This is a genomic window from Zobellia roscoffensis (assembly GCF_015330165.1).
Lineage (GTDB): Bacteria > Bacteroidota > Bacteroidia > Flavobacteriales > Flavobacteriaceae > Zobellia > Zobellia roscoffensis.
The window spans coordinates 3,627,750-3,642,480 of the sequence record NZ_JADDXT010000002.1 but is presented as its reverse complement, the minus strand read 5'-3'; the positions used below and the strand labels follow the sequence as shown (position 1 = coordinate 3,642,480).

Genomic DNA, 14,731 nt, shown 5'->3' with positions numbered 1-14,731 from the left:
TTCACTGGGTCTAATAGGTAAACCCTAAGGCATCCAGACCTTTATTTACATCTTCATTTTGCATAAAAAGTCGCCATAGTAATTCTGACCTATGATTTTCTATCATAACTAAAATAGGACCTTGGTCTATGGCCAAATATGCATCTGCCACCCAAAAATCGTTTTGCGGACTAAAAGCATCATAAAAACCTGCAGGGCCTAAAAGTTTATCTTTATTCTTATAAAAATACCGTAACGCTTTCATCGATGCTTCCGGAGTATACGGCAAAGAACTTAGTGCCGCGGTAGGCGAAACTACACCTGTGTCATTAGACGGGCTATGCGCATTATACCCTATACCGCCATCGGCATTTCTACTGTAACTAGCAGTAAGACCCCAACAATCTTCGCCATAATCCGTAAAATTTTTTGGGTTATCCATGCAATACGTCAAATTGATTTTGGCATGATTTACGGCCGCTTCATCATAATTCACAAAAGCGTCGGCCAAGTTTCGAGGATCTAGTCCTAAATAAGAGTAGTGTGCCCAAAACAATGGCCCGCCTTTGGGAGAATTACCTGCATGGTCTACAACCAGAGGAATATCATATGCTAAAGCGCCATTGGCAATAGCGCCATTTGATGCCCAGCCATTTTCATAAATTTCTTTAGTGATAGGAAAGTCGGGAGAAGCCGCTGCCATAACGTACGTCATCAAAACTTCGTTGTAACCCTTTAATTCTAAATTGATATCGAAACCAAAATCGGGACTCCAATGCCAATACAAAGTATTTTGATCTTGGGTGAACCAATTCCACTCCACTCCTTTCCATAAACTATCGGCTTGCGCTGCCAACTCTTTTTCTTCGGGAGAACCGTTTTTCAAGTATTCCTTTACACAAATTAACCCCTGTGTTAAAAATGAAGTTTCGACTAAATCTGCACCATTATCTTTTTCACTAAACGGAAGCACCTTACCTGTCTGTCCATCTAACCAATGAGGCCAAGCGCCATGAAAGCGGTCTGCTTCCTCTAAAAACGACATGATTTTAGCGAGTCTTTCCACACCTTCGTTTCTTGAAATGAATCCTCTTTCAATTCCCACAAGAATACCCATTAACCCAAAACCTGTTCCGCCAACAGTAACCGTATTAGGGTCATTGGTCAGGTCTTGAGGATGATATCTTTCACGAGCAGCACCTGATTCCGCTTGCGCGAAATCATAAAAATATTTGAAGGTCTCTTTTTGCGTCAGGTCTAACAGTTCCTCATCCGAGAGCTCCGGAAGTTCTTCCTCCTCTTCCTCTTCTTCTTCAGGTACATTTTCCTCAGGAACTTCAGGCAACTCGGAAACCCCGATTGCCCCATTTTCCCCATCATCAGAAGAACATGAAAAGCACAGCGAGACCAATAAAAAGAGACCAACAACTTTATTCATTTGGCAAACTTGGAGAAGTGAATCCTAATTTTCTTAAACCTTTTTGCACATCTGAATTGGTCATAAAAAGTTGCCAGAACAGTCCGCTTCTATAATTCTCTATCATTACAGGAATAGGCCCTTGGTCAATTGCCAAATACCTTGGCACGTACCATTTGTGCTCTAAGCTAAAGGCATCATAGGGACCATATTTACCAATTAAAGAGTCCTGTTCCGTATACATGTACCGTAAAAAATCTTTACTCTGCTCAGGCGTATACGGCATAGAGGCAAGTGCGGCTGTTGGTGATATAACACCAAGGTCACGGTCAGGTCTATGACCTGCATACCCTTTCATTGAGTAGCTAGAAGTAAATCCCCAAAGATTCTTTCCGTACCCTTTGTATTCATGCGGATTCTCTACGGCATGACGATACTGAATCATTGCATGGTTTTCGTTTAACTTCCAATAATCTGCGTATTGGTCTTTTAAGTCTTTCGGGTTTAGGCCCAAATACGAATAATGCGCCCAAAACATTGGACCTACTGGAGACCTGTCATGCTCATAATGATTTACTACTGTTCTCAAACCATAAAAAGTAGTATCATTTTTAATTTCGCCATTTTTAGCCCAACCTTGTTCGTAAACTTCCTTTTTTACAGAATGTGTTGGCGAAGCTGCAGCCAAAACATACATAATAAGCGCCTCATTATATCCACCTACAGGGAAGTTCATCTCCCATTTGTATTCAGGCGACCAATGCCAATAGAGTACATTTTCACCTTTGGTGTACCAGTCCCACTCAACCTCTTCCCAAAGTTTTTGAATTCTGTTCGCCAGTTCTTTCTCACGCTCATTACCCGACTCAAAATATTCTTTTACGGTCAACAGGCCCTGTACCAAGAAAGCAGTTTCTACCAAATCCCCTCCATTATCCATCTTACTGAAAGGCGTCATCTTTCCGTCAGGCATAAGCCAGTGGGGCCAAACCCCATGAAATCTATCCGCTTTTTCTAAAAATAAGACCGATTTCTCGTAACGCTCCAAAGCTTGTTCACGGCTAATAAAACCGCGCTCTACCCCTACTAAAATAGCCATGAGGCCAAAACCTGAACCACCTGTGGTAATAATATCCTTATCATGAGCGGGATAAACGTTATCCAAATGAATACGCTCACGAGCCAAACCAGATTCTGGTTCAGCACCTTCCCAGAAATAGTCAAATGTCTGTTTCTGAACGGAATCCAACAATTGCTCATCGGTCAATTCCTTACCTATCTCAGGCTCTTGTTGGGTGTCAATTTTTTCTTTTTTTGATGGATTGCCACCACACCCGATCAAAAGGGAACCCGTAAAAAGGGCTATAGTCAATACTCTCATACGATTGTATAATTTGATTTTAAACTGCTATAAATTAGCATTCATAATTTCCTGAATTTCTTCTTGAGATAGCGTCTTATTGAACAAGCGTAGCTCATCCATTAAGCTCTCATCGGCCAAATGACCCCACTCCGTAAATCTTGGAGCTCCCGAACCTATGGATAGGATGTCGCAATCTGACCAATCAATGCCTCCGGTTAATTCACCCTGCGCAACAACTTCTCCGTTGAAATAAACTGCAGCACTATTTCCTGATATGGTGAAGGCCATATGTACCCATCCCGCAGCTGCAGGGTCTAAAGCGGCTAAATCACCACCATCAAACCAAGTATCAGCTTCGCCATTACCAACATTCAATTTAAAAACTTGTCGTGTGGCATCACCTTCCCTAAAAAACCGGAAGCCATTTGTTCTTAAATTTTGAATTTCTGGGAACCCTTCTTTTTCTGTATCCTCGGGACCCATGACCAAAATACCCGCTCTTCCTGGTTCTGCGTTCACTTTATACCAAAGTGTGGCACTAAACTCATCTGTAGTCAATCCGTTAGAAGGAACGGTCAAATAAGAATCTTCCGCACCTACATAAGCAGCTTCACCAGCAACAACATCATCGAAAAAACCAGGTGTACCTACTATATCTGCCTCCAAACCAGTAAACAGATTCTCATACGAATTCTCAAAAGGCATATAAAACATCTCTCCCGGGAAATTAGGAGGGTAATCCGATACCACGATGCCCGAATCATCTTGAATGATTTGTTTCACTTCTTCTTGCGTAATAGCGCGATCAAAAATTCGCAATTCATCAAGTAAACTTAAATCGGATTTATGGTTCCAACCCGAGAAGTTAGGTTCACCGGACATAATGGAAAGAATGTTTACATCTGTCCAGTCTATTCCTGTTAAAGGTCCTTGAGAAACAATTTGACCGTCTATATAGACCACGGCCTCAGTACCAGAAATAGTGAAAGCTAGATTCACCCATTCTTCTGAAGCAGGGTCAACTTCTGCAGCTTCACCTCCATCAAACCAAGAGTTAGCGTCTCCTGTACCTACATTTAATTTATAGCGTTGTTTCCCGTTTGCATTTTCCCTAAAAAACCTGAAACCACTGGTCAATACATTTCCACCTGTTTCGCTAAGAGGTGGACTCATTGCCAAAATACCGGCACGGTCTGGTACTGCATTTAATTTTATCCAGAATATGGCACTCAATTCCGCATTCTTAAATCGTTCCGGATCTAGTGTCAAAAAGGAGTCTTCCGAACCAGCATAAGAACCATCTCCCGCTAAGCTTTCTTCGCTAATGGAAGGCGTACCTACTTGTTCTGCCTCTTCAAAACTCAACAAGTCTACATATCCCCCCTCAAACGGCATATATAAGAGCTCGCCCGGGTATTTAGAAATATACGCTGGCTCTTTGGTAAAATTGACCACCTCACTGGTAGATTTCCCATCTAAATCTTTGGCAATAACCGTAAGTTGATGCGCCCCATCTTCTAATTGATCATACACCAAATCATCAACAATCAACTTACGGTAATCTTTAAAACTGTTATAATTGCCTATTCTAGTTCCGTTCAGCAATACTTCTACTGAACCTAGTTCAATATCATCTTCGGCCTGAAACTTAACGGTAATCGTTGCTAGCTCCTCATTTACTTTTACCGCTAGACCTTCTGAAGGTGACGTAATTGTTATTGCCGGTGCCGTTGCATCTGCCCCGGGATCAACTTCGGTTAAAGAATCGATACCTTGATCACAGCTATAAAAAAGCGTAGCTGCCATCAAACATGATACTATGTATTTTACATTTTTCATCTTTCTGTTTTGTTAGTTGAATTGGATTAATTCTGAAGCACCGGAAATTGGTCTATCTGTGGTTGCGGATAAGGCAAGAAGGTCTTAGCCTCAGTGAACGTACGACCATCGTACGTAAGCTCATCAAACCTCTGCAAACGAATCATATCATAATAGCGTTTGCCCCATTCCATGGCCAATTCGGCAAATTTCTCCTCCACAACCTGATCTAGAGTTACCCCGGATAAAGCAGGCATTCCCGCTCTCTCGCGAACTAAGTTCACAGCTTGATCGGCTGTTATTGCCGAACCTGATGCGCCTTGTGTTAGAGCCTCTGCATACATTAGCAAGATTTCGGCATAACGAATAACGTTGTTGTTTTTATTACTACCATACTCGGTACGCCCTTCAATCAACTGATTAGACGGCAGGTAATGTTTTCCGCTTGAAAAGTAACCCCTTGCAAAATCATTGATGGTATCGTTGTCTCGGGTAATTTTGGTCATGAAACTTGGCAAATCGGAATACGCTGGATCTGTCTGTAACTCCGCTATACCTCTTTCCGTGAAAAGTACACTCGTTTCCAAACGTACGGTTTCACCACGGTCTAGCATAAACTTGATGAATTTGAAACTGGGCTCATAAAAGCCCCAACCACTATTGGAACCTTCTACAGCGGGAGACCAGTTTTGTGGACCATAAGGAGCATATAGGTGTGCAAAACGATCTCCTTCGCCTTGGTTAAAATCGGAATATTGTAAATCCAATAAACTTTCATCACTTAACTTACCGGGAGTTTTAAAAAGCTCATAAAAATCTGGATACAAGCTAAACTTCCCCGAAGCGATAATCTGGCCGGTGGCATCTGCAACTGCTTGGTAATTTGCCAATTCTTGGTTTGCCAATGCTTTAATTGCAAGTGCCGTATATTTAGTGACGCCGCCTTCTAGATCGGTTCTCTCATTAGGTCTAGCATCCGGTAATAACGGAATGGCCAAATCCATCTGATCGGAAACGTGCTGCATTACTTCCGCTTTCGTTGGCAGGGTTTCCACTTCTAACAACAATTCCGTATCCGAAGACTCTGGAATAAAAATATCTCCGTATACCTGAGAAATTTGAAATAACATCATACCTCTTAACACCTGTATTTCTGCGATATACTGGTTTCCCAACGCAATTTCAGCATCGCTACCAAATTCTTGGTAACGTGCAATCTGCTCCATAGCAGTATGCGCGGAAATAACATCTGCATAGGTGTTTTCCCAAAGAGAATTTACCATCCAATGGTCTTTACTGTAATTGAATCTATCCATTTCAGTAAATTCTGGCTGATCACCCAAACCACCTGAATTAACATCATCTCCTCGAACGGACATAATGAGCGGTTGCTCCCATCCTCTAGAATAAAAAGCTTCGTAAGCACCAACAGTGGAAAGTAACATTCCTGATGCATCCGTAAAATCAGTACCTCCTGCGAAATTGTTGTTCAGTTCCGGTTCATCTAACTTATCGGTACATCCCCAAACGGCTAGAACCAAAAGCAACACAAGGGAAGGTTTTGAAATTTTATTAAATAGTTTCATAGTCGTCTTTTTTATATTTTAATGTTTACGCCTATTGTGTAAATAGCCGGAATAGGATAGGTATCGTTATCAACACCATTAGGTACTTCAGGATTAAAACCATTGTAATCAAAAACAGACAATGGCTTCTCTGCAGTAACATACACCCGAGTTTTAGGAAGACCTTTTATCTTTCCATCTTTGTTAATCGTATATCCTAATGTGATATTTTGAATTCTAAAGAAATCACCGTCTTCAATAAAGAAATCGCTTAATTGTTGGTTCCATCCCTTTCTAATTCCTGCCGAAGATGGGTAACTGTTAGAAGTACCCTCCCCATGCCAACGGTTCAGTGCAAAATCACGGTCCCAGTTGGTATCATTGGTAAAAATGACCTCACCACGTTTACGGTTTAAAATTTTATTTCCTCCTTGGCCCAAGGCCGCTGCAGAAAAATCCCAAGCTTTATAGTTGAAGCTCATATTAAACCCAAAGGAATAGGTTGGCAAGTAATTACCTAACATCACACGGTCATCTGCTGTTATGCCGTCTACACCATCCTGGTCCCTAAATTTTAAGTCTCCGGGTACAATTGCTCTTCCATTAGCTATTTCCACTTGTGCTGCTGGATCTGCTGCTATTTGTGCCTCATTTTGATAAACACCATCTACTTCTAGACCGAAGAAAGAAAATACCGGGTCACCCACACGCGTACGTTGTCTAAACTCCGCAGAGCCCGTATCTATATTCAATTGACGGTCAGTGTCCAATACTTCATTCTTTAGGGTAGAAAAATTAGCACCGAGCGAATAACTAAAATCATCAGAAACTTGATCGTTCCAGTTTAAAGCCAATTCAAGACCTTGATTTCTAATTTCACCCACATTTTGCCGGGTTGCATCCGGAATCAAAGGAACTTCAATTGGAATTACAGCATCCTTTGTATCTCGTATATAATAATCCGCTTCCAAAGAAAGTCTATTGTTTAATGATCGTGCCGAAAGACCAACGTTCACTTCTTCAGTAACCTCCCATTTTAGTGCCGTAAAATTGCTACTGGTATTAACCCCGCTCACCATGGTATCTCCAAAAGAAGTAGTTACAACGGTAGACGTTATTGCGCCTTCGCTACCAGGTACCTTATCGTTACCCAATTTACCCCAACTACCACGGAATTTAAGAAAGTCAAACACTCCGTTGTTTTCCATAAAATTCTCTTCGGAGAGAACCCATCCTGCACCTATGGTTGGGAAATAGCCCCATTTTTCTTGATACTTGTTCGTTCCATCTGCACGGTACGTTCCGTAAAGCAGATACCTATTATCATAATTATAAGAAACCCTACCGAAGAACGATAGACCATATTCACGACGACCATCATCTTTTACATCATCTTGTACAATAGTCTGTGCCTGATCCAAATAATAGGCCTCTTCCCCAGATAACGGAAAGTTTAGACCTTTTGCCTCAAGGCGCTCAAAAGATTCGTCTCTAAAAGATGAACCTCCAAGCACCGTAAGGTTATGTTTGCCAAAAGATTCTGTATAGGTTAAGGTGTTGTCCCAAATTTGGTTTGAATAGGTATCGTTTCTCTTTACCAATTCTGCATTTTCACGCTGAAAGCCGTTACCTATAAAATAGGGCAATCTAACCTCTCTACGTTCTATGGTTTCAAAGTTGTGATTGTAAGCCGTTTTGAAGGTCAACTTCTCAGGAATGATGTGTACCTGCGCATAAAAATTGGCCAAAACGTTTCTTATTTTAGAACGAAGTTCACTATTATCCATCGTAGGGAACGGATTCTGACCGCCACGATATCCTAAATCTTGGGCATTCGCATAATTGGTTGGGTAAACACTCTCGTTACCAGCAAGTGTTTCATCATACACTGGAAGAATAGGAACTGCATAATATGCCAATCTGAAAGCAGAGTTCTCTGCATCATAACGGGTAGCGTTACTAATTACCATATTTCCTCCAACCGTTAAATTATCATTTACCTTAAAATCAATTTTACTACGGAGGTTGAAGCGCTCGTATTCATTCTTCATTTTAAGAATACCCTCTTGTCCAAAATAATTGGCGCCAATTGCATAGGTAGCATTATCGCTACCACCGGTAATGCCTATACTATGGTTTTGAATCAAAGCGGGTCTCAAAATTTCGTCATACCAATCCGTGTTTACGTTAGGTACATTCGGGTTAATTCGGCTACGCCCGTAACGCTGCATAGCGTTATCAATAAATTCATTATCGGGTGCAGACCCTGATTCTCTTGCCAAGGTCACAAATTGCTCAGCATTAGCTAATTTCAACACATTCTGTGCGACCTGAAAACCGGAATACCCATCATACGTAATTTCCGATTTCTGATTGTAAGCACCAGATTTAGTTTCAATTAGCACTACTCCGTTTGCAGCACGTACTCCGTAAATTGCTGCAGCAGAGGCATCCTTTAAAACAGATATAGAAGTTATATCTGCCGTATTCAAGAAATCTATGTCATCAAAGAACATTCCATCCACCACGTAAAGTGGACCAGATGCATCCGTATCATAAGATCCAATACCACGTACACGGATCGTTGGGCCTTGTCCAGGACCACCATTACTTACAACCTGCAAACCGGCAACCTTACCTTGTAGTGCTTGCATAGGAGAACTTGTTGGTGTTGCCGCAATCTCTTCGGCCTTGACCGTCGTAATTGCAGAAGTAAGATCTTTAGATTTCATTTGACCATAACCAATAACCACTACTTCATCTAAGGCTTGAGCATCCTCAGATAATGATACGTTAATATTGGTCTGCCCTTTCACTGAAATTTCTTGTGAAGTAAAACCGATATAGCTTACTACTACTATTCCATCTTCATCCACTCCGTTTAAGGTGTAGTTTCCGTCAAAATCGGTTTGTGTTCCTGATGTGGTACCCTTAACTACGATACTTGCTCCCGGTAACGGTTCTCCATTAGCATCACTAATATTACCTGAAACGGTAATACCGTCCTGAGCAAACAATGCTAACTGAAAGAAAAAGAAGCACATCGATAAAAAAATGTTTCTTATTTTCATAATTATCTAAAAGTTGAGTTATAAATTTATCAATCTGTTAAATTCAAGCACAAGTTATATAATGTAACCAGCGTCTCTTTTGTGAAAGGCTACATAAAAAATACATCAACGTAAATAGGGCTGCGAACCCCATAATACACGGTATTTGCAGTAGTGCCAATGTTAAGAAAACTTAAAACTTTAACACTGTGATGTAGTCTTGATGTAGTGGTTTAAACGGATGGAAATTAAGGATGTAAGAAAATAGCACCGTTAAAAGAGCTATTTAAACTTAATTAGGAAGTTCGACAGATTTTGAGAACTATCAATTCCCAATTTTTTACGTAAACGGTACCGATGTATCTCTACCCCTCTAATAGAAATTGCCATAAGTGGAGCGATTTCCTTACTTGATAGATTCATCTTTAAATAGGCACATAATTTCAAATCTTTTGGTGTAAGTTTAGGAAACTGCTGCAATAGGTTATCAAAGAAATCATCATGCAGTTCTTTAAAGTTAACCTCAAAATTTTTCCAATCTTCATTCTCATTAATAGACCCATCTAACTTTTTGGTCAATGAACGATAACGTTGCTTATTGGAAAAAGCATCTTTGTTCAAAACCATAAGGTCTTTGAGTTCTAGAATAAGTTCGTTTTTTTTCGCAACACTCATAGTTGTTCTTGCCAATTCGGTTTGCTTCCGTTTAATTTCCCTTTCTAATTTTTCCTTTTCTAATTGCGCCAAACGTTCTTCTTGCTCACGCTCCAAGTTTATTTTTAAAAGCTCATGCTTTCTTTTTAGTTTTTGTCTGTTATACCAACGTACCCCTAATATGACCGCAATAACCAATAGCAAATACCCCAACATACTTAATTTTGACAAATACCAAGGGGGAGCTATATTAAATGTAATTATTTTAGGGTCGCTTTTCTTATGGTCCATACTCACCGTATGCGCACGAAGCTCATAACTACCATGTGGTAAGTTTTGAAAATTTAGGGTTCCTACCGTAGCATACTCCTGTTGTTCCAAGGGTCCCTGCAGTGTGTAATAATACCTAGGTTGAACCATACGCGGTGCAGAAAACTGAAAACGTAAATCTTGGGCATCTATAAATGGGATTTCAAAATCGCTTTCTGTAATCGCATGGCGCTTTGCATCATCACTAAAGACCGAAAGTTCCGGAACTGGTATAGCAGCACCCTGTAAGTGTCTTTTTAACTGGATAAGATTCATTTGCGCAAAACCATCGCTCAAGGTTATAAGATAGGTAGAATCGTTACGCCTAACCGCCCTTTCCATATCGGGCATGAGCCTTTGGTTCAATTGGGCCTCACTAATAGCTATGGTATTTTCACGTAAATCTGTATATAAGAGCTCTTTTGTTTCCGTATCCTTCAAAAACCAAAAATGTTCACCATCCTCATAAATAAGGGACATATCCGTAAAGGGCTCAAATTCCTCTAAAAGGACAATTTCCCCCACCAATGGATCATACTTGTACCACTTGCCCTCACTCTGAATGACAATTTGGTTTTTAATTCTATACAACTTTACATTATAGATGTTAGGAAGTACGTTGGTGCCAAAGGTAACTTTATCCTCAACCGCAGATAGGTTTTCATTTAATTTAAAGCGAAACAAACCCTTATAATGATGGGCGGCCCATATGGTTCTATTATCTTCAAAACAAAGTTGTTTCACAGGAAAATCTATTCCCAAAATAGAGTTTGTATCCCATTTACCCGAAGCCTCTTTTTCATATTTGCTCACACCGGTATATGTACCTTGCAGAAAAACATTATTCCTTTCCGGAACCTTTACAAATTGATAACCACCTGCCCTATTGGATACTTTTTGCAATCTGTCACCCTCTAGCCTAAATGTTCCCGTGTTATGACCAACCAACACATCGTTTGCAATGGTCTCAACATCCCAAACATGGCCCTGAGAACCTTCAAAAAACTCCAGCTCATCATCCTTAAAATAATAGATTCCCGTGTTACTGCCCAGATACGTGGTCCTATCTTTTATCGCCACATCATGAACGGTACCCAATGACCCGGTATGATCCGTATAAAAAGTAATTGGTGAGTTTACCTGAATCCGATCTATTCCACTTTCCAACCCTGCCCAAAATTGATCATTGAACTTTGCCAAAGAGAGCACTGTATTGTTTTGCAAGCCCGTATTTCTATTAAGATTACGAGAAGTTCCTTTAAGATTATCATAAATATAGATGCCGTTCTTTATTGTACCAAAGACAATTTCCCCAGTATCCAATGGTAATATTTTATTGAGCTGATGTTCTTTTAAACGGTTGTTCATATCTGTATTAAAAGGCAAAAACGCATCATCTTTGAATAACAAACATCCGTTTAACTGAGTCCCGATCAAGAGCCCATTATCAAAAGGAACCATATCCGTAATGGTCTGGTTTTTCAAAACCTCTTTATTAGCGATGGATTTAAGCTGATTTTCCCTCAAAACATAGAGTCCTTCATTCTTTGCCGTTACATACACCTCATTGTTATACACTGCTAGGGCCGTTACTACAAATTCCGGGTCTATTACCATTATTTTTTCACCTTCATATTTGTACAAAGTAGAAAATGACCGAAAATAGACAGACTCTTTAAATGGTAATATCTGCCAAAATTCCTCACTGGTAAACGTATGGTTTTTTATCAGCGAAGTCAGTGAAGTATAATTCAACTGCCCAATATCCGATTTCTCCCAATACCCAAATTCTTCGTACGAACCCGTATACACCCTATCTTTATTGGTCGCTACGGAACGTACTACCGTATTATTGGGTAGTTTGTTTAAAATCCATTCCTCTCCATTATAAGAAAGCAAACCCTTATCATTGGCCGCATAAACATGTCCGTTTTCATCTATACTGAGCCCCCAATTCTGGGCTCCTGCATTATACTCAAACACCTTATAATTATAAATAGGTGGCAGCAGCGTTTGTGCGGTTCCAATAAAGGGAAGTAGCACTAACAAAAAAATTATGTAATATCCATTTCTCATTTCTAATCTCTACTTTACATAATACAAAAATGGGCTTGAAGAAAATCAAACCCTGCTGCAAAGATAAACAGATTAAAGAAGCTTATTAGCACTCCGCAATCTTGAAAACAATCCTATATGGACATGAATTATGGATTACTATGTAATTAAGAGAAAGCATGTTGAAATCAGGTTCGTTTCTATCTAATTCTATTTAACATGGTATTTTAACCCATCTAACTGATGACGATTGATAAAAAGAGCGAAAACCACGTGAAAATATGTAATTTTGCATCCACTAATATACAGTGTACATGCGTTTGGTTTCTAAGGAGCAATTTCCCTTCATAAGCCACTCGCTTAAACCTGTACTTCACAATCACTAATCCGATATTTTATGATGACAAACAAACATGAATTTTTTATGTGTCGTGCTATTGAAATGGCTGCCAAGGGAATGAACTCAAATGCAGGTGGACCTTTTGGTGCTGTAGTCGTTAAAGACGGGAAAATCATTGCTGAAGGCCACAATAAAGTAACCTCAACCAATGACCCTACTGCACATGCCGAAATGGTTGTCATTAGAGATGCCTGTAAAAAATTGAATACGTTTCAGTTAACCGATTGTATTATTTATACTTCTTGTGAGCCTTGCCCCATGTGTTTTGGTGCCATTTATTGGGCTAGACCTAAAGCCGTATATTATGGCTGCGATAAAGCTGATGCCAAAGCCATAGATTTTGACGATCAGTTTATTTACGATGAATTAGAGGTTGGTATGGAAGACCGGCAGATTCACTTTAAGCAAATGCTACAAAATGAGGCCGTAGAAGTGTTCAACGACTGGGCCTCTAAAAACGATAAAACAAAATATTAGGACCAGTTTCCTCCATTATAAAATCTATTGCCAATTGCAGATATGACCGAAAAAGAAAAAATGCTCCATGGAGACCCTTATAATTCTCGAGATCCAGAACTATTGGCCATGTACCATAAAGCACGAAAGTTATTACTGCAATACAATGCTCTAAATCCTGAATTAAGTAGTGAACGTGATATCATTCTCACCGACCTTTTTCATAAGAAAGGAGATGGTGTATGGATCGAAGCTCCCTTTTTCTGTGATTATGGCGAAAACATCATTATAGGTGATGGCACTTTTGTAAACACCAATTGCATTTTTCTTGACAACAATACAATTACAATCGGTAAAAACGGACTTATAGCTCCCTACGTACAAATTTATACCGCTACACACCCTCTAAAAGCTTCCGAGAGGATAATTACCGAAGAAGGGCAATCTCGCTACCTGACCCATACGAAACCGGTTTCTATTGGTGATAATGTTTGGATTGGCGGAAACTCTGTCATCTTTCCTGGCGTAACCATTGGAAACAATGTAACCATAGGCGCCGGTAGTGTCGTTACCAAAGACCTTCCAGATGATGTTTTGGCATTTGGAAACCCTTGTAAAGTGATCAGAAAGCTATAATTAGAGACCTGCTTTAGTTTTATAAGCTACGCTAAACAGATTCCTCAATCCCTAATAAAGTTTTAAGGGTTTACGACCAATACGTCTTAGTTTCAACAAAAAAAGTTCAAAGATGTTTCAGCATTACTCATACTGGAAAACATCTTTGAACCTTACTTTAATTTGATATCAATGCCTAGCGAAGGGCTTCCTCTATGGGTAAAACCTCATCAAAAACTTTTATTTTTATATTTCGATAAAAAATCTCTGCAGTTTCCGCTTGCAAGCCTATTTCACCCTCTGAGTGACTGAGATTGGTCAGAACATTTACAATCTTTCCGTTTAGTTTATAAACCGCATAAGCATTGCCCATAACGATAACTTCGCATTGGTTCCATTGTCCATCAAGAGCGTGAAATTCCGCCCCCTTATGAGCTTTATGTTCACCTCCACGGTGCTCCTGTGCCACACCACCCTCTTCTTTAGAAAGGTAAGTCCTTAGTTTTGGGGTTTCTTCTGAATTATCAGCATACCAATCAAACTTAGCACCTGAGTTCCAAACACAACCGGTATGGTTTTCATTTTTAGAATCGTCATAACGAACTTGATACTCTAATCCCTTTGGCCAAATATTTACATCAAAAACATGAAAATACATTCCTGCATCATATTGAAACTGGTCGTAATTATTAAAAATTTTATCACCCCACTTATACTCGAATTTAAAGCTATAACTGCTATACTTTTCTTTCGTAAAGAACATACAGTGGGTTCCATTTTTCCCTACTTCGGTACGGTCGCCGTTTGGAAAATCTTTATAGACATGCATTTCTCCGTTTTCGCCGGCAGCAAAAACTTTCTCCGCCAAACCTGGCTCCTTGTCTCGGCACATGATATTCCAATTGCTCATATCACGCCCATTATAGAGCGAAACATAACCGTCCTCATCGTTTGTTGATTCGGACGGTATATTACTTTGTTTGGCCTTGCACGAAAGAGCTAATACCACTATGCCTACTACCGCAAAATATCCATTGATCTTCATGTAAT

General features: G+C 39.9%; 9 protein-coding genes. 2 read left to right on the top strand and 7 right to left on the bottom strand.

The genetic code is table 11. The features are described 5' to 3' along the window. Positions 1-10: 10 nt before the first annotated feature. From IWC72_RS14630 to IWC72_RS14605, 6 genes are all read right to left on the bottom strand, one after another. Complete coding sequence (locus tag IWC72_RS14630; RefSeq protein ID WP_194530275.1) at positions 11-1,417, bottom strand: glucoamylase family protein; 1,407 nt, start codon at positions 1,415-1,417, stop codon at positions 11-13. Next, a complete protein-coding gene (locus IWC72_RS14625; RefSeq protein ID WP_194530274.1) occupies positions 1,410-2,777 on the bottom strand; it encodes a glucoamylase family protein in 1,368 nt (455 codons plus the stop codon). Before IWC72_RS14625 ends, IWC72_RS14630 begins: the two co-directional genes overlap by 8 nt. A gap of 27 nt (positions 2,778-2,804) precedes the next feature. After that, entirely contained in the window at positions 2,805-4,598 is a 1,794-nt protein-coding gene (locus IWC72_RS14620; protein ID WP_194530273.1) for a LamG-like jellyroll fold domain-containing protein, read from the bottom strand. Positions 4,599-4,624: 26 nt separating this feature from the next. Further along, complete coding sequence (locus IWC72_RS14615) at positions 4,625-6,163, bottom strand: RagB/SusD family nutrient uptake outer membrane protein (protein ID WP_194530272.1); 1,539 nt, start codon at positions 6,161-6,163, stop codon at positions 4,625-4,627. Positions 6,164-6,174: 11 nt separating this feature from the next. Then, positions 6,175-9,213, bottom strand: coding sequence for a SusC/RagA family TonB-linked outer membrane protein (locus IWC72_RS14610; protein ID WP_194530271.1), 3,039 nt, complete (start codon positions 9,211-9,213; stop codon positions 6,175-6,177). A gap of 261 nt (positions 9,214-9,474) precedes the next feature. Then, a complete protein-coding gene (locus IWC72_RS14605) occupies positions 9,475-12,198 on the bottom strand; it encodes a helix-turn-helix and ligand-binding sensor domain-containing protein (RefSeq protein ID WP_317171413.1) in 2,724 nt (907 codons plus the stop codon). Between the two features lie 412 nt (positions 12,199-12,610). On the opposite strand from IWC72_RS14605, the gene IWC72_RS14600 reads away from it, so the two are divergent. Both IWC72_RS14600 and IWC72_RS14595 read left to right on the top strand, forming a co-directional pair. Beyond that, complete coding sequence (locus IWC72_RS14600; RefSeq protein ID WP_194531170.1) at positions 12,611-13,087, top strand: nucleoside deaminase; 477 nt, start codon at positions 12,611-12,613, stop codon at positions 13,085-13,087. A 42-nt stretch (positions 13,088-13,129) separates the two neighbouring features. Continuing rightward, positions 13,130-13,702, top strand: coding sequence for a sugar O-acetyltransferase (locus IWC72_RS14595; protein WP_194530269.1), 573 nt, complete (start codon positions 13,130-13,132; stop codon positions 13,700-13,702). Positions 13,703-13,877: 175 nt separating this feature from the next. Here IWC72_RS14595 and IWC72_RS14590 read toward each other — a convergent pair whose 3' ends face one another. Further along, positions 13,878-14,726, bottom strand: coding sequence for a 3-keto-disaccharide hydrolase (locus tag IWC72_RS14590; protein ID WP_194530268.1), 849 nt, complete (start codon positions 14,724-14,726; stop codon positions 13,878-13,880). Positions 14,727-14,731: the final 5 nt, after the last annotated feature.

Bases quoted from the DNA above. Each gene is read 5' to 3' on its own strand.
- IWC72_RS14615 (WP_194530272.1), bottom strand. From the start codon at position 6,163: ATGAAACTATTTAATAAAATTTCAAAACCTTCCCTTGTGTTGCTTTTG.
- IWC72_RS14630 (WP_194530275.1), bottom strand. From the start codon at position 1,417: ATGAATAAAGTTGTTGGTCTCTTTTTATTGGTCTCGCTGTGCTTTTCA.
- IWC72_RS14625 (WP_194530274.1), bottom strand. From the start codon at position 2,777: ATGAGAGTATTGACTATAGCCCTTTTTACGGGTTCCCTTTTGATCGGG.
- IWC72_RS14620 (WP_194530273.1), bottom strand. From the start codon at position 4,598: ATGAAAAATGTAAAATACATAGTATCATGTTTGATGGCAGCTACGCTT.
- IWC72_RS14600 (WP_194531170.1), top strand. From the start codon at position 12,611: ATGACAAACAAACATGAATTTTTTATGTGTCGTGCTATTGAAATGGCT.
- IWC72_RS14590 (WP_194530268.1), bottom strand. From the start codon at position 14,726: ATGAAGATCAATGGATATTTTGCGGTAGTAGGCATAGTGGTATTAGCT.
- IWC72_RS14595 (WP_194530269.1), top strand. From the start codon at position 13,130: ATGACCGAAAAAGAAAAAATGCTCCATGGAGACCCTTATAATTCTCGA.
- IWC72_RS14610 (WP_194530271.1), bottom strand. From the start codon at position 9,213: ATGAAAATAAGAAACATTTTTTTATCGATGTGCTTCTTTTTCTTTCAG.